At 71.7% G+C, this 23139-nt stretch carries 21 protein-coding genes and 3 tRNA genes; 8 read left to right on the forward strand and 16 right to left on the reverse strand.

All coding sequences use genetic code 11. The annotated features are described in order from the left end of the window. Nucleotides 1-550 precede the first annotated feature (550 nt). A complete protein-coding gene (locus ACWEN6_RS22755; RefSeq protein ID WP_452572567.1) occupies nucleotides 551-1519 on the reverse strand; it encodes a thiamine-phosphate kinase in 969 nt (322 codons plus the stop codon). 72 nt (nucleotides 1520-1591) lie between these two features. On the opposite strand from ACWEN6_RS22755, the gene ACWEN6_RS22760 reads away from it, so the two are divergent. Then, a complete protein-coding gene (locus ACWEN6_RS22760; protein WP_354847479.1) occupies nucleotides 1592-1825 on the forward strand; it encodes an Lrp/AsnC ligand binding domain-containing protein in 234 nt (77 codons plus the stop codon). Between the two features lie 24 nt (nucleotides 1826-1849). Next, on the forward strand, nucleotides 1850-2290 hold the full coding sequence (locus ACWEN6_RS22765; protein WP_452572569.1) for a DUF3515 family protein: 441 nt from the start codon (nucleotides 1850-1852) through the stop codon (nucleotides 2288-2290). 172 nt (nucleotides 2291-2462) lie between these two features. Here the strand turns inward: ACWEN6_RS22765 and ACWEN6_RS22770 are convergent, their stop codons facing one another. From ACWEN6_RS22770 to ACWEN6_RS22785, 4 genes are all read right to left on the reverse strand, one after another. After that, the gene (locus ACWEN6_RS22770) at nucleotides 2463-3578 is read right to left on the reverse strand and encodes a D-alanine--D-alanine ligase family protein (RefSeq protein ID WP_452572571.1); all 1116 of its coding nucleotides are present in this window, start codon (nucleotides 3576-3578) and stop codon (nucleotides 2463-2465) included. 90 nt (nucleotides 3579-3668) lie between these two features. Next, nucleotides 3669-4904: a trans-sulfuration enzyme family protein gene (locus tag ACWEN6_RS22775; RefSeq protein WP_452572818.1), complete on the reverse strand. Its 1236-nt coding sequence runs from the start codon at nucleotides 4902-4904 to the stop codon at nucleotides 3669-3671. Between the two features lie 14 nt (nucleotides 4905-4918). After that, nucleotides 4919-5926 (reverse strand): NAD(P)H-dependent glycerol-3-phosphate dehydrogenase, encoded by a 1008-nt coding sequence (locus ACWEN6_RS22780; protein ID WP_452572573.1) that lies wholly within the window; start codon nucleotides 5924-5926, stop codon nucleotides 4919-4921. A gap of 111 nt (nucleotides 5927-6037) precedes the next feature. After that, nucleotides 6038-6757 carry a lysophospholipid acyltransferase family protein gene (locus ACWEN6_RS22785; RefSeq protein ID WP_452572575.1) on the reverse strand — a complete coding sequence of 240 codons (720 nt, stop codon included), beginning with the start codon at nucleotides 6755-6757 and terminating at the stop codon, nucleotides 6038-6040. A gap of 77 nt (nucleotides 6758-6834) precedes the next feature. On the opposite strand from ACWEN6_RS22785, the gene cofC reads away from it, so the two are divergent. Beyond that, nucleotides 6835-7518 carry a 2-phospho-L-lactate guanylyltransferase gene (gene cofC, locus ACWEN6_RS22790; protein WP_452572577.1) on the forward strand — a complete coding sequence of 228 codons (684 nt, stop codon included), beginning with the start codon at nucleotides 6835-6837 and terminating at the stop codon, nucleotides 7516-7518. A gap of 30 nt (nucleotides 7519-7548) precedes the next feature. Here cofC and ACWEN6_RS22795 read toward each other — a convergent pair whose 3' ends face one another. Continuing rightward, entirely contained in the window at nucleotides 7549-9258 is a 1710-nt protein-coding gene (locus tag ACWEN6_RS22795; protein ID WP_452572579.1) for an MFS transporter, read from the reverse strand. A gap of 247 nt (nucleotides 9259-9505) precedes the next feature. On the opposite strand from ACWEN6_RS22795, the gene ACWEN6_RS22800 reads away from it, so the two are divergent. Beyond that, nucleotides 9506-10411, forward strand: coding sequence for a TetR/AcrR family transcriptional regulator (locus ACWEN6_RS22800; protein WP_452572581.1), 906 nt, complete (start codon nucleotides 9506-9508; stop codon nucleotides 10409-10411). Here ACWEN6_RS22800 and ACWEN6_RS22805 read toward each other — a convergent pair. After that, entirely contained in the window at nucleotides 10398-11798 is a 1401-nt protein-coding gene (locus tag ACWEN6_RS22805) for an MFS transporter (RefSeq protein WP_452572583.1), read from the reverse strand. The genes ACWEN6_RS22800 and ACWEN6_RS22805 overlap by 14 nt on opposite strands. Before the next feature lie 65 nt (nucleotides 11799-11863). On the opposite strand from ACWEN6_RS22805, the gene ACWEN6_RS22810 reads away from it, so the two are divergent. Then, complete coding sequence (locus ACWEN6_RS22810) at nucleotides 11864-12076, forward strand: hypothetical protein (RefSeq protein WP_354924909.1); 213 nt, start codon at nucleotides 11864-11866, stop codon at nucleotides 12074-12076. Between the two features lie 339 nt (nucleotides 12077-12415). Here the strand turns inward: ACWEN6_RS22810 and ACWEN6_RS22815 are convergent, their stop codons facing one another. From ACWEN6_RS22815 to leuC, 4 genes are all read right to left on the reverse strand, one after another. Next, the gene (locus ACWEN6_RS22815; RefSeq protein ID WP_354847449.1) at nucleotides 12416-12715 is read right to left on the reverse strand and encodes an HU family DNA-binding protein; all 300 of its coding nucleotides are present in this window, start codon (nucleotides 12713-12715) and stop codon (nucleotides 12416-12418) included. Nucleotides 12716-12881: 166 nt separating this feature from the next. Beyond that, nucleotides 12882-13142, reverse strand: a complete 261-nt coding sequence (locus ACWEN6_RS22820) for an SCO5555 family protein (protein WP_452572585.1) — start codon at nucleotides 13140-13142, stop codon at nucleotides 12882-12884. Continuing rightward, entirely contained in the window at nucleotides 13121-13708 is a 588-nt protein-coding gene (gene leuD, locus ACWEN6_RS22825; protein WP_354924907.1) for a 3-isopropylmalate dehydratase small subunit, read from the reverse strand. The genes ACWEN6_RS22820 and leuD overlap by 22 nt, the downstream gene beginning before the upstream one ends. 13 nt (nucleotides 13709-13721) lie before the next feature. Further along, nucleotides 13722-15098, reverse strand: a complete 1377-nt coding sequence (leuC, locus tag ACWEN6_RS22830; RefSeq protein ID WP_452572587.1) for a 3-isopropylmalate dehydratase large subunit — start codon at nucleotides 15096-15098, stop codon at nucleotides 13722-13724. 140 nt (nucleotides 15099-15238) lie between these two features. Here leuC and ACWEN6_RS22835 point away from each other — a divergent pair, with 140 nt between their 5' ends. Further along, entirely contained in the window at nucleotides 15239-15955 is a 717-nt protein-coding gene (locus tag ACWEN6_RS22835) for an IclR family transcriptional regulator (protein WP_354847437.1), read from the forward strand. A 197-nt stretch (nucleotides 15956-16152) separates the two neighbouring features. After that, nucleotides 16153-17796, forward strand: a complete 1644-nt coding sequence (locus ACWEN6_RS22840) for a hypothetical protein (protein ID WP_452572589.1) — start codon at nucleotides 16153-16155, stop codon at nucleotides 17794-17796. 128 nt (nucleotides 17797-17924) lie between these two features. On the opposite strand, the gene ACWEN6_RS22845 is transcribed toward ACWEN6_RS22840, so the two are convergent. The 3 genes from ACWEN6_RS22845 to ACWEN6_RS22855 form a co-directional block, all read right to left on the reverse strand. After that, a tRNA-Glu gene (locus ACWEN6_RS22845) sits at nucleotides 17925-17997 on the reverse strand. Nucleotides 17998-18032: 35 nt separating this feature from the next. Further along, nucleotides 18033-18105: transfer RNA gene (locus ACWEN6_RS22850), tRNA-Glu, on the reverse strand. Between the two features lie 409 nt (nucleotides 18106-18514). Beyond that, nucleotides 18515-18586 (reverse strand) — tRNA-Gln (locus ACWEN6_RS22855). Nucleotides 18587-18804: 218 nt separating this feature from the next. Here ACWEN6_RS22855 and ACWEN6_RS22860 point away from each other — a divergent pair. Beyond that, nucleotides 18805-20799 carry a M3 family metallopeptidase gene (locus ACWEN6_RS22860; RefSeq protein WP_452572591.1) on the forward strand — a complete coding sequence of 665 codons (1995 nt, stop codon included), beginning with the start codon at nucleotides 18805-18807 and terminating at the stop codon, nucleotides 20797-20799. Nucleotides 20800-20945: 146 nt separating this feature from the next. Here the strand turns inward: ACWEN6_RS22860 and gltX are convergent, their stop codons facing one another. Together gltX and ACWEN6_RS22870 are read right to left on the reverse strand one after the other, a co-directional pair. Further along, nucleotides 20946-22286, reverse strand: a complete 1341-nt coding sequence (gltX, locus tag ACWEN6_RS22865; RefSeq protein ID WP_452572820.1) for a glutamate--tRNA ligase — start codon at nucleotides 22284-22286, stop codon at nucleotides 20946-20948. A gap of 61 nt (nucleotides 22287-22347) precedes the next feature. Further along, entirely contained in the window at nucleotides 22348-23124 is a 777-nt protein-coding gene (locus tag ACWEN6_RS22870; RefSeq protein WP_354847428.1) for a fumarylacetoacetate hydrolase family protein, read from the reverse strand. Nucleotides 23125-23139: the final 15 nt, after the last annotated feature.

Raw genomic sequence — 23139 nt, forward strand, 5'->3', positions numbered from 1 at the left:
CGCCCGCGGACGGCGACTCCGGCCAGGCCGAAGGGCCCGCGGACGAGGGCTCCGGCCAGGCCGAAGGGCCCGCGGACGAGGGCTCCGGCCAGGCCGAAGGGCCCGCGGACGAGGGCTCCGGCCACACCGTGGCCCCTGTGGACGGCGGCCCGGACCACGCCGAGGGAATAGAAGACGGCGACTCCGGCCACGCCGTGGCGCCCGTGGACGGGGGTTCGGGCCAGGTTGGGGTGCCAGAGCCGGCGGAGGCGCCGGAGGCCGGTGTGGGCCAGGCGGGAGAGCCAGGGGCCGGGGAGGCGCCGAAGGCCGTTGTGGGCCAGGCGGGGGCGTTGGGGTCGTCGTCGGGCCAGGCGGCGGGGGCCAGCCATTCCTCGGTTCCCCGGTCGTCGTCGCGCCGGCTCGAGGCTCCCCGCTCGTCCGCCCCGTCAGGGTCGGACCCTCGGCCTCGCGATGACGTGTGGCGTCCCCGTCCCATGAAGCGCCTTCCTCCTAGAAACCACAGCGCGTCACTTCATAACACCTTCAACACGTCTTTGTCACAATTTTCACGTTAATCACGGAAGTGATCCCAGCCACTCCTCTGCCTCACCCGTCCTCTGACCTGCACGCCTTCCCCCTTCGCCACCCGCCCGATGACCTTCCACTCAGCGGGCAGCGAGACGCCCGGCGGGAACGCGGCGACCAGCGCGTGGTCCTCGCCGCCGGTCAGCACCCACTCCACCGGGTCCTGGCCGAGCTCGGCCGCGGCGGCGGCGAGTAGTGCGGGGACGGGCAGGGAGGCGGGGTCCACCTCGATGCGCACCCGGCTGGCAGAGGCGATGTGCCCGAGGTCCTGCACCAGCCCGTCGCTGACGTCGGCCATGGCGGTGGCGCCGAGGACGGCCGCCCGCGGCCCGCACGCGTACGGCGGCCTGGGACGCCGGTGGGCGTCGGCCAGCTCGGGGAAGGCGTCGTCGGCGCGGCCCGCCAGGAACAGCGCGAGCCCGGCCGCGGCGTGGCCGAGCCGCCCCGCCACGGCCACCACGTCGCCGGGACGCGCTCCGGAGCGGGTCACCGGGGCACGTCCGCCGAGGTCGCCGAGTGCGGTGACCCCCAGCACCACCAGGTCGGACCTGGCGATGTCGCCGCCCGCCACGCTCGCGCCGACCAGCGCGCACTCCTCGCCGAAGCCGTCGGTGAGGCCGTCCACCCAGTCGGTCGCGGTGTCCCCGGGCATCCCGAGGCCGACCACCAGGGCGGTGGGATCGGCGCCCATGGCCACGACGTCGGCGAGGTTCTGCGCCGCCGCCTTGCGCCCGATGTCGTACGCACTGGACCAATCGCGACGGAAGTGCCTACCCTCGAGTAGGAGATCCGTCGTCACAACCACCCGTCCATCAGGGGCGCGAACCACCGCGGCGTCGTCCCCAGGACCGAGCAATACCGCCGGAAATTGTGGCAAACGTCCGGCAATACGGGCAATGATCCCAAATTCGCCAAGATCTGCGGCTGTGATAGCACACCTCCAGGTCTGTTGCATGTACGGTTGCGATTCGGACTGATCGAGTAACGGCACTGAAACAAACCAGCTTCGCCCCCGCGGGAGGACGTGATGGTGCAGGCCTACATCCTTATCCAGACAGAAGTCGGCAAGGCCGCCGCGGTCGCAAGCGCGATCGCGGGCATCCAGGGTGTGACACGCGCCGAGGACGTCACCGGCCCGTACGACGTGATCGTCCGCGCCGAGGCCAACAACGTGGACGAACTAGGCAAGCTGGTCGTCGCGCAGATTCAGGCCGTCGAGGGGATCACGCGTACCCTTACTTGTCCGATCGTGCACATCTGAGCGTCGAGGTCTTCGGGGGGAGCCATGGGGCGGGCCGTCGTGGCCGCGTCGTGCCTGGCGGCGCTGTCCCTGACCGCCGGCTGCGGCACGGCGGTCAGGGTGCAGCCTCCGGCCCCCCAGGGTGCGACGGCGGCCGCCTGCGCGGCCCTGGACGACCGGCTCCCCCGCACGCTCGACGGCGCGGAGCGCGTCCCGTCCGAACCCCCCTCGCCGTACGTGGCGGTGTGGGGATCGGGCGAGATCGCACTTCGCTGCGGCGTGCCGCGCCCCGCCGCGCTCGATCCCACCGAGCAGGTTCCCGAGATCAACGGCGTGCCCTGGTACGCCGACCCGGCCAGGCCGTCGCTGTTCACGGCCCTGGTCCACGGCGACTACGTCGAGCTGACGATCTCCTCCAGGCACCAGGCCGCGGCCGTGCTCGTCGACCTGGCCGCGCCGATCAAGACGGCGTTTCCCGGCCACTGAAACCCACGGCCGAACCCGACGCCCGCCGCGACCCGCGTGCCGACGCCCGCCGCGACCCGCATACCGACGCCCGCCGTCCCTGACCGGAGCGGCCGCCGCGGGCGGGCCGACGGCCCTTCCGCCCGCGATGACGCGCTCCGGCCGTTCCACCCGCGGCGACCCCTCCGGCGGCTCAGCGCAGGCCGACGGGGCGGTGCAGCGCGAGCCGGATCAGATGGTCCACCAGCTCGGCGTAGGAGAGACCCGTGGCCGCCCACAGCTGGGGCGCCACCGACATGGCCGTGAAGCCCGGCATCGTGTTGATCTCGTTGAGGATGAGATGCCCCGTCGGTGTGTAGAAGAAGTCCACGCGCGACAGCCCTTCGCACCCGAGCGCCTCGAACGCCCGTACGGCCATCGCCCGAAGCTCCTCCGCGACCGCCTCGGGGATGTCGGCCGGCACGCTGAGCGCCATGTCCGACCCGATGTACTTGGCCGAGAAGTCGAAGAACTCGTGCGACTCTTCCACCAGCACCTCGCCGGGCAGGCTTGCCCGCGGCGGTTCGTCGCCCGGCCACTCCAGCACCGCGCACTCGATCTCGCGGCCCTCGATCGCCGCCTCGACCAGGACCTTCGGGTCGTGCTCACGGGCCAGCTCCACGGCCCGCTCCAGGCCCTGGACGTCGTCCACCCGGGTGATGCCCTGGCTGGACCCGGCCCGGGAGGGCTTGACGAAGACCGGCATGCCGAGGGCTTCGACGTCCTTGAGCACCCGGTCTCGGTCCAGGCGCCAGTCGCGGTCGCGCACGACGACGTACGGCCCCACCGGCAGCCCGGCCGAGGCCAGCAAAGCCTTCATGTACGCCTTGTCCATGCCCACGGCACTGGCCAGCACCCCCGAGCCGACGTAGCGCACGCCGGCCATCTCCAGCAGGCCCTGGATGGTGCCGTCCTCGCCGAACGGGCCGTGCAGCATCGGGAAGACGACGTCCACCTGTCCCAGCGAGGCCGGGATCGTCCCGGCGTCCAGCGCCACGAGGGAACCGCCTCCGGACGGCAGCGCGAGCGCCGTGCCGGCCGGGTCCACGCTGGGCAGCTCCTCGCCCTCGATCTCGAACCGCTGGTCGTCGGTCGCCAGCACCCACCGCCCGTCCGGCGAGATGCCGATGGGCACGACGTCGTACTTCGACCGGTCGATGGCCGAAAGGACACTGCCCGCGCCCATGAGCGACACCGCGTGCTCGGAGTTTCGGCCCCCGAAGACCACCGCCACCCGTACGCGCGGCCGGGATTCCTGCTGCTCGTTCATGATGCCCGAATCTACCTTGCGTCACTGTCGTCCCTGCTTGTCAGGTGCGCGGCGCGTCGTCCCATGACGCCCACCGACGGACCGGAATGGTCAGGCGCGGGTGGCGGTGTTCGAGCGCAGCGCGTCGAGCGCCTCGGTGACGTCGGCGATGAGGTCCTCGGCGTCCTCCAGGCCGATGGAGAAGCGCACGGCCCCCGCGTCGACGCCCGAGCCGGCCAGGGCGGGCTCGTCGAGGCGGCGGTGGGTCGTGGAAGCCACGTGGGCGACCTTGGTCTCGGCGCCGCCGATCGAGGCGGCGATGCGCGGCAGCCGCACGGTGTCGGCCAGCATGACCCCGGCCTCGTAACCGCCGTTCGGGACGACGGTGACGCACGCCCCGTACCTGGTGCCCTCGGGGCCGGCGTCGAAGAGCTGGCGGGCGAGCTGGTGGCCCGGATGGCCGGCCAGGCCGGGGTAGTCGACGCGGCGCACCGCCGGATGCTTGGCGACGGCCGCGGCGAAGACCATCGCGGTGGCGCACATGCGGCGCACCCGCAGCGTCAGCGTCGCCAGGCCCCGGCGCAGCAGGAACGCCTCGTCGGGGGCCAGCGCTCCGCCGGTGTCGATGCGCACCTCGCGGATCTGCGCGATCAGGTCGGGACGCCCCACGACCGCGCCGCCCGTGGCATCGTCGTGCCCGCCGATGTACTTGGTGGCCGAGTGGACGACCAGGTCGGCGCCGTGCTCCAGGGGCCGGCAGACCACGGGGGTGGCGAAGGTCGAGTCGACGACCAGCAGCGCGCCGGCGTCCCGGGCGATGCGGTAGAGCCCGCGGATGTCGGCGACCGCCATCGTCGGGTTGCTCAGCGTCTCCGCGTAGATGATCTTCGTGGTGGGGCGCACGGCGGCGTGGACGCGGCGCAGGTCGGCGTAGTCCACGAAGTCGACCGACACGCCGAACCGCGACAGCACGTTCGACAGCAGCGAGTAGGTGCCGCCGTAGACGTGGGCGGGCGCGACGACGTGCGCGCCGGCCCGCAGGAACGTCATGAGCACCCCGCTGACGGCCGCCATGCCCGAGGCGAACGCCTGCCCGGCGACGTCCTCGGGGGCCGCGGCGCCCTCCAGCGCGGCGATGCCCGAGGCGAACGCCGCCACAGTGGGGTTGTCGACGCGGCTGTAGGCGAACCCCGGCGCCCGGTCGCCGAGCACGTCGGCGTACTCGGCGGAGCCCTCGAAGCTCCACGCGGAGGTGCGCCAGACGGGCAGCCCGATGGGGAGCTGGCGGGAGGCCGGGATCGGTGGCAGGTGGACGGCGCGGCTGTTCTCGCCGAGCCTCCTGCGCATGTGTCGGGAGGAAGTCACACGCCGTACCGTTCGGGCTTGGGAGTCCGTGACATCAGCAGCATCGCGGCCTCGCTCGGGGTCATTCCGTCATGGACGACGCCCACCACGACCTCGGTGATCGGCATCTCCACGTCGTGCTTCCTCGCCAGGTCCAGGACCGACTCGCAGGACTTGACCCCCTCGGCGGTCTGCCTGGTGGCCGCGATGGTCTCGGCCATGGTCATGCCCCGGCCGAGATTCTCGCCGAAGGTGCGGTTCCTCGACAACGGGGAGGTGCAGGTGGCGACGAGGTCTCCCATGCCGGCGAGGCCGGCGAAGGTGTGCGGGTCGGCACCGAGCGCCGCGCCGAGCCGGGAGATCTCCGCCAGGCCGCGGGTCATCAGCATCGCCCGGACGTTGTCGCCGAGCCCCATGCCGGCGGCCACGCCCACCGCGAGCGCGATGACGTTCTTGACCGCGCCGCCGAGCTCGACCCCGACCACGTCGGTGTTGGTGTAGGCGCGGAACCACGGCAGGTGGCAGGCCTCCTGCAGCCGCGCGGCCACCTCGTCGTCGACGCTGGCCACCACGGTCGCGGCCGGCTCGTGCCTGATCAGCTCGCCCACCAGGTTGGGCCCGGAGACCACCGCGACCCGCTCGGCGGGGACGCCCGCGACCTCGCAGATGACCTCGCTCATCCGCCGCGAGGTGCGCAGCTCGATGCCCTTCATCAGGCTGACGAGCACCGCGTGCGAGGGGATGTGCGGGCTCCACTGCGCCAGGTTGCCGCGCAACGTCTGGGAGGGCACCGCGAGCACGACGAAGTCGGCCCCCTCCATGGCCTCGACCGGGTCGGTGGTCGCGCGCACCGTCGCGGGAAGCCGCACGCCGGGGAGGTACTCGGGGTTCTCGCGCCTGCGGTCGATGGCCTCGACCACCTCGGCCCGCCGTCCCCACAGGGTCGTCGGCGTGCCGGCCTCCGCCAGGATCATCGCGAAGGTCGTCCCCCACGAACCGGTTCCGAAAACGACGGCCTTGGTCATCTGCTCACCGTACGCCCACTCCGCGGCACATGGCCGTCTCTGACGGTCACCGCCGGATCGTTCACTGTCATGGCCACCGCGACGCCGGCGGACGAGGCCGCCGGAGCGCCGTCACCCGGCGCGGGTCTCGGGCTCGCCGAAGGGGGCGTCGGGCGCCTTCTCGCCGCGCAGGTCGGCGAGCTGGGAGGTGATGGCGGCCATGATGTCGGCCGTGGCCTCCTTCAGGACCTGGGAGCGCATCGGCAGGCCCGCGTACTTGGACAGGTCGACGGGCGGCCCGGCGATCACCCGGAAGGTCTTGCGGGGGAACAGCCGGGGCTTCTTCTGGCCGTACGGGAGCAGCTCCTGGGCGCCCCAGTGGGCGACCGGGATGACCGGGACGCCGGTCGCCAGCGCCAGCCGGGCGACGCCGGTCTTGGCGCCCATGGGCCAGAACTCGGGGTCGCGGGTGATCGTGCCCTCGGGGTAGAAGATCACGCAGGAGCCCTCCCTGAGGGCCTGCTCGGCCTCCTTGAGCGAGCGCGCGGCGTCGGTGCTGCCGCGGTGCACCGGGATCTGCCTGCACTTCCTGACGATGGTGCCGATGACCGGGATGTCGAAGACCCCGGACTTGGCCAGGTACACCGGCCAGCGGCCGTTGTTGTAGGCGAAGTGGGCGAACAGCAGCGGATCACTCCACGACAGGTGGTTGGCCGCGATGATCACACCGCCCTTGCGGGGAACGTTGGAGCGGCCCCGCCAGTCGCGCTTGGTGAAGAGCAGCAACACCGTCTTCACGATCGCGACCACGAGGGCTTCCCAGAAAATGGGCGGACGTCCGGGGCGGCTCATCGACTCCTCCAGTCATGCCTGTGCGCCCTCAGTCTCCCGGGTGCCTCCACGGAATGTCGAGGCGGGATGCTTAAGCCATGCGCCGTACGCAACCTGGCGGGCCCGGCCCGCGGCCCGGCTGGACCATGGTGGTGCCGGTCAAGACCCTCATCGCCGCCAAGACACGCCTGGCCGCGGCGGCGGGTCCGCACCGGGCCGCGCTGGCCGTGGCGATCGCCTGCGACACGGTCGCGGCCGCGCTGGCCTGCCCGGCGGTGGCCCGCGTCGTGGTCGTCACCGGCGACCCGGTGCCCGCCGAGGCGCTGTCGGCGCTCGGGGCGCACGTGGTGCCCGACCCACAGGCCGGGTTGAACGCCGCGCTGCGGGCCGGCGCGGCGCATGCCCTGGGGCTGGCGCCGGACGGGCCGGTCGGCGCGCTCCAGGCCGACCTGCCGGCCCTGCGCCCGGCGGAGCTGGGCGTGGCGCTGGCGGCGGCGGCCGAGTTCGACCAGGCGTTCGTCCCGGACGCCGCGGAGGTCGGCACCACCTTCTACGGAGTGCGTCCGGGCGTGGCCTTCCGGCCGCGGTTCGGCGGGGAGTCGCGGGCCAGGCACCTGGGCGGCGGGGCCAAGGAGCTGACGCCCGACGGCATCGTGTCGGTCCGCACGGACGTCGACACCCCCGCGGACCTCGCGGCGGCCCTGGCCCTCGGCGTCGGCCCCCGCACCCGGGAGGTGGTGGAGACGATGAAGGAGTCCCCCACCCGGGAGACTCCTTCCTGAAGGCGTGCCCCGCAGGGACGTGCCCACCGGTCAGTGACCCACCTCGTCCTGTTCGCGGGCGTGCTTGGGGAGCAGGAAGGCGACCAGGAACGTCAGCAGCAGCATGCCGTCCACGACCCACAGGATCGTCTTCATCGCCACGCTGAAGCCCTGCTTGGCCGCCTCGGTCCCGGCCGACGCGACGGCCCTGCCGATGGCCGCGCCCGCCTCCGGCCCCTTGGCCGCCGACGCCGCGTCGGTTTGCAGCCGCTCACAGGAGGCGGGCACCAGCACCGGGTCCTTGGCGACCGCCCGATCGTGCACGCAGGCGCGCACGCCCTCGACCAGGCGGTCCTGCGGGGCGCCGGTCACCTGGACGGCGGCCAGCTCGGCGCGCAGCTTCGGCGCGTTGTCGTCCGCGGCGGCGCCGACGTTGCCCCCGAGCAGGCCGAAGAAGACGGTGCCGAGCAGCGCCACGCCGAACGCGCTGCCGAGCTGCTGGACGGCGGTGAGGGTGCCCGAGGCGGAGCCGGTCTCGTGCTGCTCGACGCCGGCGAGCACGATGTCGAAGAACGGCGCCATGAGCAGGCCCATGCCGATGCCGGTGACCGCGAGGGCGGGGGTGAGCTGCCACGGGGTGACGCCGACGCCCGCGAGGTTGAGCGTGACCAGGATCGCGAGCACGCCGACGGCCATGAGCAGGGTGCCACCGTGCAACAGCTTGCGCCCGTACTTCTGCAGAGGCTGCGCGATGCCGAAGCCGACGACCATGCCGAGCGACCAGGGCACCATCGACAGGCCGGCCTTGAGGGTGGAGTAGCCGAGGCCGATCTGGGTGTAGAGGTTGAACACCAGCGTGAAGCCGATCATGCCGGAGAAGAAGACCAGCCCGGTGGCCAGGCCGCCGGTGAAGGCGCGCTTGCGGAACAGGCTCGGCACGACGAGCGGGTCGCCCCCGGCCCTGGCCTTGCGCGACTCGTACCAGCCGAAGACGGCGAACACCACGACCGAGCCGGCGATCATCAGGAACGACCAGAGCGGCCAGTCGTGCTCGCGGCCCTGCACCAGCGGGAAGATGATCAGCAGGCCGGCCAGCGAGGCGAGCAGCATGCCTGCGACGTCCAGTTTGAGCGGGTGGGGCGAGCGCGACTCGGGCAGGAAGCGCAGCCCGAACAGCACGGCGGCCAGGCCCAGCGGCAGGTTGATCAGGAAGATCATGCGCCAGCCGGTGCCCCAGAAGTCGGCGTCGACCAGCCAGCCGGCGAGGATCGGGCCGCCCACCGAGGACAAACCCATGACCGGGCCGAACATGCCGAACGCCGCCTGCATCTCCTTGGGCGGGAACATCTCCTTGATCATGCCGAGGCCCTGCGGCAGCATGACCGCGCCGAACAGCCCCTGGACGACGCGCGCGGCGATCAACAGTTCGGGGCCCTGGGCCACGGCGCACAGCAGGGAACCGAGGGTGAATCCCGCGGCGCCGATGATGAACATCTTCTTGCGGCCGAAGATGTCGCCGAGCCGTCCGCCGGTGATGAGGCCGACGGCCATGGCCAAGGTGTAGGCGGCGCCGAGCCACTGGATGACGGCGGCGCTGCCGCCCAGTTCGGCGCGGATGGTCGGCGAGGCGATGTTGGTGACCATCGCGTCCAGCAGGTCCATCACCTCGGCGGCGAGGATCACGAACAGGGCCGCCCACCGCCAGCGGTAGGGCGCCGTCCCGGGTGGCGCCGCCGGCGCGGTCGCGTCTGTGGTGCTCATGAGAACTCCTTCTGCGAAGGGTCGGTGCCGGGCGGCCGGCATCGTCGATCTGAACAGTGTTCACCATAGCTGATCACCGTTCTACACTTGAACGGCGTTCGCAGTCCTGTTCGGCGTTCTCAAGATATGTCGCATTCAACCACGACACAAGATATATCGCGAAAAAGAGCGGCGTTCACCACCGCGAGCGGCGTTCGACCGGCCAACTAGACTCCGTGGGTAGCGATCAGGAACGAGGCGGTGAGGCATGAGCGAGCCACGGAGTGAGGAGAACGAGGTCCCCGCGCCCCCCTGGGAGCGGTCACGCCGGCGTGCCGCCCCCGTGCGCGTGCCGCTCACCCTCGGCCGCATCGTCGATGCCGCCTTCACCGTGCTCGACCGCGAGGGGTACGACGGCCTGAGCATGCGCCAGGTGGCCGCCGAGCTGGGCGTCGCGGTCTCGGCGCTGTACGCCCACGTCGCGAGCAAGGACGAGCTCCTCGAGCGCATGTACGCCCGGCTGTTCGAGGGCCAGGAGCTCCCCGAGCCCGACCCCGCGCGCTGGCGCGAGCAGGTCAGGGACTACGCCGTCCAGGGCCGGGCACGGCTGCTCAGCCACCGCGACATGGCCCGCATCTCCATGGCCCATGTGCCCTTCAGCCCCGAACTGCTCCCGCACGTCGAGCGCATGCTCGCCATCTTCCGCGCCGCCGGGCTGCCCGACCGGGTGGCCGCCACGGCGGGCGACATGATCTCCACGTTCCTCGAGGGGTTCACCTACGAGCAGAGCATGTGGCAGGAGCGCCAGCGCAACACCGACGCGCGCACCTGGGAGGAGATGCGGGCCACCATCAAGGCGTACTTCGACACGCTGCCGCCCGACCGCTTCCCGAACCTGCTCGCCATGGCGGACATGATGTTCGGCGGCACCTACGACGCCCGGTTCGAGCTGGGGCTGGAGATCATCATCCGCGGCCTGGCCAGCTACATCGAGCCGGGAAGCCCGGCGGGCCAGAACGGCGACACCGGCGCCCCGGTGGAGGGCGGGGGCGCCGGCGCTCCCGGAGACGGCGGCGGCTCGGGTGCCCCCGGGGACGGCGGTGGCCCGGGTGCCTCCGGGGACAGCGGTGGGTCCAGTGCCCCCGGGGAGGGCGGTGGCGCTACAGGCGGGTGATCCGCCGGAAGGCGACCAGCACCGGCACGTGCGCGAGGGCGATGACGCCCGCCGCCGCCCACAGAGTGTCCCCGACCCCGCGCCACTCCCCCACCAGCCCGCCCAGGATGCCGCCGAACGGCATGGCGCTCCACATCAGGAACCGCATGGAGGCGTTCATCCGGCCGAGCAGGTGCGGCGGGCACATCGCCTGCCGGTAACTCAGCTGCGTCACGCTGAACACCGTCCCCGCGAGCCCGGCCACGGCCAGGCCGAGCGGGAAGAGCGCGACGCGCCAGCCCGGCGCGGCCAGGCACGCGACGAGGGTGGCGGGCAGCGCGACCGCCGCCGCGCCGTACAGCGTGCGGCCCGTCCCCCAGCGGGCGACGGCGCGCGGCGCGGCCACGGCGCCCAGCAGGCCTCCCACGGCCGAGGCGGAGATGACCGCGCCGTACAGGCCGGGGCCGAGCCGGAGCTCGCGCAGCACGAACAGCGCCTGAGCCGACGTCCACGCGCCGTACCCCAGCATGTTGAGGGCGCCGACGAGCGCGATGACGCGCAGCACCGGATGGCCCGCGACGTAGCGCACCCCCTCGGCGACCTCGATGAACAGACTCGGCCTGCCGGAGTCGGCGCGGGGCGGCGGCATCCCGGCGGCGGGGATCGCGCTGAGCATCACCGCCGACAGCGCGTAGCTGACGGCGTCCGCGAGCAGGGCCAGCGGCGCGGTGACCACCTGGACGAGCCACCCGCCGAGGCCGGGCCCGGCCAGCGAAGCCGTCGAGCGGATGGTCTCGATGGTCCCGTTGCCCCGGGCGAGATGGCGCCGGTCGACGATGGACGGCAGGAAACTCATGTGGGCGACGTCGAAGAACACCGTGCCGACCCCGGTGACGAAGGCCACCGCGTACAAATGGGGCAGCGACAGGCCGCCGGCCACCACCGCCACGGGGATGCTCGCGAGCGCCACCGCGCGCAGCAGGTCGGCCGCGACGAGGATGCGCCTGCGCGGGAGCCGGTCGGCCCACACCCCGGCGGGAAGCCCGATCAGGAGGAAGGCCGCCATCTGGGCGGCCGTCAGCAGACCGACCTGCAGGGGCCCCGCGTGCAGGCTCAGCACCGCGACCAGCGGCAGGGCGACCAGACTCACCTGCGCGCCGGCCTGGCTGACCGCGTCGGCGCCGACGAACAGGACGTACGACCTGCCGTGCCAGAGACCACGGGATCCACGGGAGCGGTCGGGCGCGTCCGGCACATCGGGCGTATCCGCCGCATTCGGCACGTCCGCCACATTCGGCACGTCCGCCGCGGCATTCGTCACATCCGCCGCATCTGACACGTCCGCCGTGTCCGGCCCGTCGGGCGTGTCCGGCGTGTCCGGCGTGTCGGTCGTGTCGGTCGTGGCCATGGAGGGCACCATGGCCGCTCTGCGGGGACCGGTCAAACGAATATCGGCGGAGTAGACTGGCCGGCGTGCAGGCCACGGTGCGGAGCTTCGACCCGGACACCCGGTCGGGGTCGCTCTTCCTCGACGACGGCAGCGAGATCCCCTTCGGCGCCGCGGCCTTCGACGCGGGCCCGTTGCGGCTGCTGCGCCCGGGCCAGCGGGTGAACTTCGCCCTCACCGACGGCACCGTCACCGTGATCACCCTGTCGACCTTCCCTCTGCCCGAGAGCGGCGCGTAACGCCCCTCGCGGAACGTCACCGGGCGAGGTCGGCCCTGGACACGCGGGGCGCGGTTGAGGACCCTCTGGTCGGCCCTCGGACAGAACACGCGGAGCGCCGGACACGGACCACGGACAGAGCACGCGGAGCGCCGGACACGGACCACGGACAGAGCACGCGGAGCGCCGGGCATGGACTCCGGACAGAGCACGCTGAGCACGGACAGAGCGCCGGGCGCGGACTGTGGACAGAGCATGCGGAGCGCGGGCGGAGGGTCGGGCACGGACGGCGGCGCCCGGAACCCCTGGTGGGGATCCCGGGCGCCGGTATCGCCGGTCAGGTGCTCATGGGTCAGGTGATCACTTTTTCTTGGCGAGCTTCTTCCCCGCGGCGTTCACCTGGTCCTTGAAGTCGGCGCCGGGCCGGAACTTGGGCGCCCAGCTCTCGGAGACCTTGATGGGCTCACCGGTCGAAGGGTTCCTTGCCTGGCGGGCCGGCTTGTGCGCCATCTCGAACGCTCCGAAGCCCGTGATAGAGACTTTGTCCCCGTTCGAGACAGCGTGCTGGATGGCCTCGATTATGGCGTTCACGGCCTCTGTGGCCGTCTTCCTGTCGCCGACCCGATCGGTGATCGCGTCGACGAGTTCTCGCTTGTTCATCTAGCTTGCTCCCCCTGTTACCGCTGTCTGAGGATGAACATCGCGGCCGGCAGTGCGCGACCCCGTTCTCACCCGGTGTGCCAGGTGCGGGGTTTCGGCACGCACCCACCAGTCAACGGTCAGAAACCCCTTACCCGCTTGAAATTAAAGGACACACGGCCAGGACTCAATCACATTCCGCGATGTTTCGCCTACCCGGCGTGTCGGATTCGGCTTCGAGGTCGGCGAGAAAGGCGTCCAAGCGGGCGCAGGCGTGATCGACATCACGCTTCGCACTGTCACATATGGCCACAAAGCGGCGCGCGAAGCGTTCCTTGTCCTCGGGGGACATGCGCGCGGCGGCCACCCGACGGTAAACGTCGCGCAACCGCCGCGCCAGCTCGTCTTCGGAGCCCGCGGTGTCGTTCAGACGGTCGTCGGCAGCCATGGCTGCCGACCATTCTCGTACGCCGCCACATCGTCGGCGTGCGTCAGGGTCAGCCCGATGTCGTCCAGCCCCTCCAGCAGGCGCCAGCGGGTGTAGTCGTCGATCTCGAAACCGGCCGAGCCGCCGTCCCAGCGCACCTCGCGGCCGACCAGGTCGACGGTCACCTCGGTGGCCGGATCGGCCTCGACGGCCGCCTGCAGCGCCTCGACGGTCGCGGCGGGCAGCACGACCGGCAGCAGGCCCATCTTGGTGGCGTTGTTGCGGAAGATGTCGCCGAACCGGGCGGCGATGACGGCGCGGAAGCCGTACTGCTGCAGCGCCCACACGGCGTGCTCGCGCGAGGAGCCGGTGCCGAAGTCGGGCCCGGAGACCAGCACCGTGGCGCCGGCGTAGACCGGGTCGTTCAGGACGAAGGCCGGGTCCTCGCGCCAGGCGGCGAACAGGCCCTTCTCGAAGCCCGTGCGGCTGACCTGCTTGAGCCAGACCGCCGGGATGATCTGGTCGGTGTCCACGTTGCTGCGGCGCAGCGGCACGGCCCGCCCGGTGTGGGTGGTGAAGGCTTCCATGGTCGCGAGCTCCTTACAGGTCGGCGGGCGCGGTGAGACGGCCGGTGACGGCGGTGGCGGCGGCGACGGCCGGCGACACCAGGTGGGTGCGCCCGCCCTTGCCCTGGCGCCCCTCGAAGTTGCGGTTGGAGGTGGAGGCGCTGCGCTCGCCCGGCGAGAGGGTGTCGGGGTTCATGCCCAGGCACATCGAGCACCCGGCCTGCCGCCACTCGGCGCCCGCGGCCTGGAAGACCTCGTGCAGGCCCTCGGCCTCCGCCTCGGCCCTGACCTGCATCGAACCGGGGACGATCAGCGTGCGCGTCTTGACCGTGCGTCCGCGCAGCACGTCGGCGGCGGCGCGCAGGTCCTCCAGGCGGCCGTTGGTGCACGAGCCGACGAAGACGGTGTCCACCTCGATCTCGCCGAGCGGCGTCCCCGCGGTGAGGCCCATGTATTCCAGGGCGCGCTGGGCGGCCGCCGGGTCGGAGGTGTCCTCGGGGGCGGGGATCGCGCCGGTCAGCGGCGCGCCCTGCCCCGGGTTGGTGCCCCAGGTGACGAACGGCGACAGCGCGGAGGCGTCGATCTCGACGACCGTGTCGAAGACGGCGTCGTCGTCGGTGCGCAGCGAGCGCCAGTACTCCACCGCGGCGTCCCACGCCTGGCCCGTGGGGGCGTGCGGACGGCCCTGGAGGTAGGCGAACGTCGTCTCGTCCGGCGCGATCATGCCCGCGCGGGCGCCCGCCTCGATGGACATGTTGCAGACGGTCATGCGGCCTTCCATCGAAAGGTCGCGGATGGCCTGGCCGCGGTACTCGACGATGTGGCCCTGGCCGCCGCCGGTGCCGATCTTGGCGATGATGGCGAGGATGAGGTCCTTGGCGGTGACGCCGTACGGCAGGGCGCCGCCGACCTCGATGGCCATCGTCTTGGGCCGGTAGGCCGGGAGGGTCTGGGTGGCCAGCACGTGCTCCACCTCGGAGGTGCCGATGCCGAAGGCGAGCGCCCCGAAGGCGCCATGGGTGGAGGTGTGGGAGTCGCCGCAGACGATGGTCATGCCCGGCTGGGTGAGGCCGAACTGCGGGCCGATGATGTGCACCACGCCCTGGCCGGCGTCGCCCATCGGGTGGAGGCGGACGCCGAACTCGGCGGCGTTCTTGCGGAGGGTCTCGACCTGCGCCTTGGAGACCGGGTCGGCGATCGGGCCGAGCACGGTGGGGACGTTGTGGTCCTCGGTGGCGATGGTCAGGTCGGGCCGGCGCACCTTGCGCCCCGCCATGCGAAGGCCGTCGAAGGCCTGCGGGCTGGTCACCTCGTGGATGAGGTGAAGGTCGATGTAGAGCAGGTCGGGCTCGCCGTCGGCACGGCGGACGACGTGCTGCTCCCATACTTTCTCGGCCAGTGTGCGACCCATGTCCTGAACGCCTCCTTGCGTCTCGGTCCCCCGGAAAACGTCTCATATGACAAGACAGAAATTTCGGGATATGGACAGCCTACCCGCCCCTCTCCCATATGCCAGTTGCATCTCGGATAGCGAGACGGCAGTATCGGGGTATGGACAACTCTAGCGGAGTCGGCGTACTCGACAAGGCCGTCCTCGTGCTCAACGCCCTCGAAGCGGGCCCCGCGTCCCTGGCACAGCTCGTCCAGGCCACCGGCCTGGCCCGTCCCACCGCCCACCGGCTGGCCGTCGCGCTGGAACACCACCGCATCGTCTCCCGGGACACGCAGGGCCGCTTCATCCTCGGCCCCCGCCTGTCCGAGCTGTCCACCGCGGCGGGCGAGGACCGCCTGCTCGCCGTCGCCTCCCCCGTCCTCACCCAGCTCCGCGACCTGACCGGCGAGAGCGCCCAGCTCTACCGGCGGCAGGGCGACGAGCGCGTGTGCGTCGCCGCCGCCGAGCGGGCGAGCGGCCTGCGCGACACGGTGCCGGTCGGCAGCTCGCTGCCCATGACCGCCGGCTCGGCCGCCCAGGTGCTGCTGGCCTGGGAGGAGCCCGACCGGCTGCACCGCGGCCTGCGCGGGGCCAAGTTCACCGCCGCCACGCTGGCCAGCGTGCGCAGGCGCAGCTGGGCGCACAGCGTCGGCGAGCGGGAGCAGGGCGTGGCCAGCGTCTCGGCGCCCATCCGCGGCGCGGGCGGCAAGGTCATCGCCGCCGTCTCGGTCTCGGGGCCGATCGAGCGCCTCACCCGCACGCCGGGCCGCATGCACGCCGCTCCGGTCGTCGCCGCCGCCGAGCGCATCACCGAGGCGATGCGCCGCGCCAACTGATCGGTGACCGGCCGGGAGCGCCCGGCCGACGGTGCCGGTCCCCGACCCGTGCGAACTGATTAGAGACGGCCGCCGCCAAGCACTAGCCTGGCGGAGTGACAGATCGCATCGAGGCAGCCGCGACGGAGCTGCGTCCCCTCCTTCAAGAGTTCATTCTCTGGGCACCCGACAACGCACCGGACAGTGATCCCGACCTGGTGGGACCCGCCGCTCTCTGGCACCGCCTGATCGCTCGCGACGACGTCCACCTGTGGAAGCGCGAAGACCTGCGCATGGTGCTGGTCGAACGCCTCCCGCAGGTCGTCGAGGATCCCGACGCGGCCGCCGACGGCATGGTCCCGGCCGTGCGCTCCTACCTGACCTTCCTGTCCGAGACCGGCCGCCTGGCCGAGGGCTCCGACGACCTGGACGATCTCCTCGACGAGCTGGACGCCGTCGAGGAGGACTTCGTCGAGGCCATGGAGGAGGTCCTGGGCGAGCGTGACTGGGAGGAGGAGGACGACGAGCTCGACGAGGAAGAGGTCGAGGGTCTCGGCGACTTCGAGCCCTTCACCGACGAGCTGGCCGATCTGCCCACCATCCGCCTGCGCCCCGACGCCGAGCTCGCCGACGCGGCGCGGGAGGTCCCGCTGATCCACAAGGCCCGCGACCTGGCCGTCTGGGTCGGCAGGTCGCGCAAGGTCGGCGAGGACAGCCTGCTGAGCGACGACGAGATCAGCCAGGCCCTGGCCGTTCTCGGGCTGCCCGAGCCGGACGAGAAGCCGTTCGCCCACGCCGTCCCGGCCCTGTGGAACCTGTGGAACCTCGCCGTCGACCTCGAGTTCCTCACCCCCGACGGTGAGGACACCGTCAGCGTCGACGCGGACACCGCCGCCTGGCCGTTCGAGAACGACGAGGACGTCCTGGACGCCTGGATGCTCGGGCTCCACTCGGTCGACTACGGCGACCCCGAGCTGGACGACGACGATCTGACGCTCGCGCTCTCCGGCCTGACCCGCGCGCTGCTCGTCAGGCTGCTGGTCGCCGAGGGCGAACGGCCGCTCGGCGAGCTGCGCGAAGAGCTCGCCGAGGCCGCCGCCGAGTTCGACGACCTCGGCAGTGCCGCTTGGGAAGAGGCCGGCGACCCGCTCGCCTCCGTCGTCGAGTGGCTCTCCGGCTACGGCATGGTCACCGTCGAGGACGACCGCGTGCGGCTCACCCCCCTCGGCACCGAGGGCGTGGTCCACCTGCTGGACGACGACGACATCGAGGTGGACGCGCGTCCCGCGATCGACGCGATGACCGCGCTCGACCTGCTGTCGCTCAGCGCCGACCTGCCCGAGGAGGAGGCCGACGCCGAGTTCGCCGCCTGGATGCGGCTGCGCGAGCCCGCGACGGCCGCCGAGGAGCTCCTGGAGGCCGCCGCGGAGGACGAGGCCGACGCGCTGATCCGCGTCCAGGCGGCCAGCCTGGTCGGCTCGCTGGGGCCGGTCGCCGTCCCCGCCTGGCGGGAGGCGCTGAACGAGCCGTCGCTGCGGCCCTACGCCGCCACCCACCTGGCCCAGCTCGGCATCGACGACGCGCCTGAGCCGAGCCAGAGCGACACCCACTGGCTCATCCTGGACATGTGGACGATCTCGGCGGGCCTCGGCCGGCCCGAGTTCGTCAGCAGCCTGCACGACATCGGCCCGGCGCCCGTGCTGAGCAGTCTGCTGGAGGTGATCTGGAAGATGCCGCACCCGCACGTCGAGGAGCTGCTGGAGGCCATCAGCGAGGCCCACCCCGACAAGCAGGTCGCCAAGGCCGCCAAGCGCGCTTTGTTCAAGGCCCGCTCCAAGGCCGCGCCCGACGCCGCCGAGTAGGCCGCCCGCTCCGCTCCTGCGCCCGTCCCCGCGGACCGACCGTCCGCGGGGACCCGCGCTGCGAAAGAGGGGGGGAAATGCGAAAAACCCCCGGAAGACGAGCTTCCGAGGGTTCCCGAGCTGCGGTGTAGCCCCGACCGGATTCGAACCGGCGCTACCGCCTTGAGAGGGCGGCGTCCTAGGCCACTAGACGACGGAGCCAGGCCGACAGGCCTTGCGGCCATGTCACTGCAGAGTAGTCCCGACCGGATTCGAACCGGCGTTACCGCCTTGAGAGGGCGGCGTCCTAGGCCACTAGACGACGGGACCCTGCAGCTGTCCTAATCGACGGAGGCGCCCTTGCGGACGCCCCGGCAACGGCCGTAACTCTACCGCACCCCGCAGAGCACGACCAAACCGTTACCGCCCACCGGCCGTCGGCCCAGGCCCGGCCCGGTCGGCCCAGGCCCGGCCAGGTGAGGCTGCACGCCGCGGGACCGCGTGATCGACCAGGCCGGCGCGGAGGCCCGCGCCACCCGGCGGAGCGGGCGCCACCCGGCGGACGGCAGACGGCGGACGGCGGCCGAACGGAGCGAGCGGGCGGGCGGGCAGCCGAACGGGGAGCGAGCGAACGGGCGAACGGCGGCGGGCGCGCCGGCAGCGGCGGGCGGGGAGGCGGCGCCGGAAAAAACGAAGCGCCTATGTCCTTCACGGACATAGGCGCTCAGCAGGAAACCTGCTGGGGTACCAGGACTCGAACCTAGACTAGCTGAACCAGAATCAGCCGGGCTGCCAATTACCCCATACCCCATTGCTCACGGCCCCTGCTCGTCGCCGGGCCCGCTCGCGACTTCCGAAAGAATAGCCCAGCTTGGGGGCCAAGACCAAAACGATTGCCCAACCACGAGATTCCCCCTGGTCGGCCCCTGAAGCGGGCGGTCGTCCACAGGATCGCCGCTTGATGTGCCGAGCACGGCCAGGCTGTGTAACGCTGCAAGGAGAGCCGTCGCCACGTGAGGAGCCCGCGCGTTGACCGAGAACCCCTTCTTCGCCCCCAGTGCCCTGCCCTACCGCCTGCCTCCGTTCGCGGAGATTCGCGAGGAGCACTACGCGCCCGCCTTCGAACGCGGCATGGCCGAGCAGCTCGCCGAGGTCGAGGCCATCGCGGCCGGCGAGGAGGCGCCGACCTTCGACAACACCGTGGCAGCGCTCGAGCGGTCCGGTGAGCTCCTGTCGCGCGTCTCGGCGGTGTTCTTCAACCAGGCGTCCTCCGACACCAACCCGGCCGTCCAGGAGATCCAGAAGGACGTCACGCCCAAGCTCACCAAGCACAGCGACGCCATCCACCTCGACCGGCGGCTGTTCGCGCGCATCAAGGCCATCCCCGTCGACGGCCTGGACGCCGAGGAGCGCTTTCTACTCGAACGCTACGTCACCGACTTCGTCCGGGCGGGCGCCGAGCTCGAGCCGGCCGATCAAGAGCGGCTGAGGTCCCTCAACGAGGAGCTGTCCACCCTCTCCACCCGTTTCGAGCAGAACCTCCTCGCCGCCACCAACGCCGCGGCCATCGTGGTGGAGGACGCCGCCGAGCTGGACGGCCTGTCCGAGGACGCCATCAAGTCCGCCGCCGAGACCGCGAAGTCCCGGGGCCTCGATGGCAAGTACGTCCTCACCCTGGTGCTGCCCACCGGCCAGGCCGCGCTGGAGGAGCTGACCGACCGCGCCCTGCGCGAGCGCATCCACCGCGCCTCCGTCGAGCGGGGCCTCGCAGAGAACTCCGAGCTCGTGGTCCGCATGGCGAAGCTCAGGGCCGAGCGGGCGGCGCTGCTCGGCTACGAGAACCACGCCGAGTACGTCGTCGCCGACCAGACCGCGCCGGGCACGCGCGCCGTCACCGAGATGCTCGCCAAGCTGACCCCCGCGGCCGTGGCCAACGCCCACCGCGAGGCCGACGAACTGCGCGCCGAGGCCGGCTTCGACATCGCCGCGTGGGACTGGTCGTTCTACGCCGAGAAGGTGCGCGAAGCGCGCTACTCGATCGACAGCCGCCAGATGCGCCCGTACTTCGAGCTCGACCGCGTCCTGCGCGACGGCGTCTTCCACGCGGCCGGCAAGCTCTACGGCCTGCGGTTCGCCGAGCGCTCCGACCTGGTCGGCTACCACCCCGACGTGCGGGTCTTCGAGGTGACCGACGAGGACGGCTCCCCGCTCGGGCTGTTCCTCGGCGACTTCTACGCCCGGGCGTCCAAGCGCGGCGGGGCGTGGATGAACAGCCTGGTCAAGCAGTCGGAGCTCGAGGGCACCCGGCCGGTGGTGGTCAACAACCTCAACATCGTCAAGCCCCCGGCCGGCGAGCCGACCCTGATGACCTGGGAGCAGGTCAACACGATGTTCCACGAGTTCGGGCACGCCCTGCACGGGCTGTTCTCGGCCGTGCGGTTCCCGAGGTTCTCCGGCACGGCCGTGCCACGCGACTTCGTCGAGTATCCCTCGCAGGTTAACGAGATGTGGGCCACCTGGCCCGAGGTGCTGGCCAACTACGCCCGCCACCACGAGACCGGCGAGCCCATGCCGCAGGACCTCGCCGACCGCATGCTGGAGGCCCAGAAGTTCAACCAGGGCTACGCCACGGTGGAGTACCTCGCGGCCACCCTGCTCGACTGGGCCTGGCACACCTTCACCGAGGAGCCCCGCGACGCCCAGGAGTTCGAGCGGCAGGCGCTGCGCAACGCCGGCGTCGACCTGCCCCTCGTGCCGCCGCGCTACCGCAGCACCTATTTCGCCCACATCTGGGTGGGCGGGTACAGCGCGGGCTACTACTCCTACATCTGGAGCGAGGTCCTCGACGCCGACACGGTGGAGTGGTTCAAGGAGAACGGCGGCCTGACCCGCGAGAACGGCGACACCTTCCGCCGCGAGCTGCTGTCCAAGGGCGGCAGCGTGGACGCCATGACCGCCTTCCGCGCCTTCCGCGGCCGCGACCCGCGCATCGAGCCCCTCCTGGAGCGCCGCGGCCTCCTGTGACCCACGCCGCGGCACGGACGCGTCCGGGCCCGAAGGCCCGGACCGCGCCCGGAAGTTTCAGCTCACCGCGCCTGGGACTCTCAGGTCACCGCGCCCAGGACCCTCAGGTCGCCGCCCTGGGAGCCTCAGGCGCCGCCCTGGGAGCCTCAGCTCGCCGCGTCCTGCAGCTTGGCCAGGGCCGCGCGCAGGCGGTCCAGGGCGCGCTCGCGGCCCAGCACCTCGATCGACTCGAACAGCGGGAGCCCGACCGTCCGGCCGGTGATCGCGACCCGCACGGGGGCCTGGGCCTTGCCGAGCTTGAGGCCGTGCCCGGCGCCGACCTCCTCAAGCGCGGTCTTCAAGGACTCGGGGTCGAACGACACCGACTCCAGCCGCTGGAGGTAGCCCGCCAGGATGTTCTGGGCGCCCGGCTTCATCGCCTTGTCCCAGCTCGCCTGGTCGAAGACCGGCTCGTCCAGGAACAGGAAGTCGACGTTGGCCGTGATCTCCGACAGCACGGCGATGCGGGTCTGCGCCAGCGGCGCGACCTTGGCGAACGTCTCGCGCCCCCACGAGGGGTCGAGCCAGGGCTCGCAGCGCGCGATGAAGGTCGCGAGCGGCAGCGCCCGGATGTACTCGCCGTTGAACGCCCGCAGCTTCTTCTCGTCGAAGAACGCCGGGGAGGGGTTGACGTCGGAGAGGCTGAACAGCGGCACCATCTCAGACCACGGCATGATCTCGCGGTCGCCGCCCGGCCCCCAGCCGAGCAGCATGAGGTAGTTGACCATCGCCTCGGGCAGGTAGCCCTCGTCGCGGTAGGACTCCAGCGCCACCTTGTCGCGGCGCTTGGACAGCTTCTGCCGCTTCTCGTTGACGATCACCGGGACGTGCGCCCACACGGGAGGCTCGACGCCGAGGGCCCGCCACAGCAACTGCTGCTTGGGCGTGTTGGACAGGTGCTCCTCGGCGCGGACGACGTGGGTGATGCGCATCTCGATGTCGTCGATCACGTTGGCCAGCACGAACAGCGGAGAGCCGTCGCCGCGGGCGATGACGAAGTCCTCCATGGCCTTGTTCGGGAACTCCACCCGCCCGCGGACCAGGTCGTCCACCACGGTGATGCCCTCGTCGGGGGTGCGGTAGCGCACCGCCCCCTCGGCGAGCCCGCGGTCGCGGCAGAACCCGTCGTATCCCTGGTGCTCGGAGCCGGTGCGGGCCTTGACGTCCTCGCGGGTGCAGGTGCAGTGGTAGGCGTTGCCGTCCGCGACCAGCTTGGCGGCGGCGGCGCGGTGCTGCTCCTCGTACGCCGACTGGAAGTAGGGGCCCTCGAAGTGCGGGGAGTCGCCGTGGATGCCGATCCAGGCGAGGGCCGAGATGATGCCCTCGGTCCACTCGGGCCGGTTGCGGGCGGCGTCGGTGTCCTCGACGCGCAGCACGAAGCGGCCGCCCGACTGCTCGGCCAGCGCCCAGTTGAACAGCGCGGACCGCGCGCCGCCCACGTGGAACATGCCGGTCGGCGAGGGCGCGAACCGCACCCTGAGCGTGGGCTCCGCCGAGCCCTCCTGCAGATCAGTCACGGGAGACCACCCGGTTGGTGAGAGTGCCGATGCCTTCGATGCCCACGCTGACCTCGTCGCCGTCCTCCAGCGGGCCGACCCCCTCGGGCGTGCCGGTAAGGATCACGTCGCCCGGGATGAGCGTCATGACGTCGGTGATGTAGGCGATGAGCTTGGGGATGTCATGAATGAGCTGGGAGGTGCGCCCGCTCTGCTTGAGCTCGCCGTTCACCGTGGTGGTGAGGGCCAGGTCGGCGGGGTCGAGCTCGGTCTGGATCCACGGCCCGAGCGGGCAGAAGGTGTCGAAGCCCTTGGCCCGCGTCCACTGCCCGTCCTTGCGCTGCAGGTCGCGGGCGGTGACGTCGTTGGCGCAGGTGTAGCCGAAGATGACCTCGTGGGCGCGCTCGACCGGCACCTCGCGGCACAGGCGCCCGATCACGACGGCCAGCTCGCCTTCGTAGTCGACCCGCTCGGACAGCTTGTGCGGGTAGGCGATCGCCTCGCTCGGGCCGATCACCGACGTGGACGGCTTGCTGAAGATCAGCGGCTCGGCCGGCGGCTCGCCGCCCATCTCGCGGGCGTGCTCGGCGTAGTTCTTGCCGACTGCGATGATCTTGCTCGGCAGCATCGGCGTCACGAGCCGCACTTCCTGCAGCGGGTAGCGCTCGCCGGTGAACTGGATCGCGCCGAACGGATGCCCGTCGATCCTGGAGATGAACTCCTCACCCTGAGCGCCCTCGACCACGCCGAACGCGACACCCTCACCTGTGGAGAACCTTGCGATACGCACCCTCCAAGGCTAGTG

Source organism: Sphaerisporangium sp. NPDC004334, from assembly GCF_053602655.1.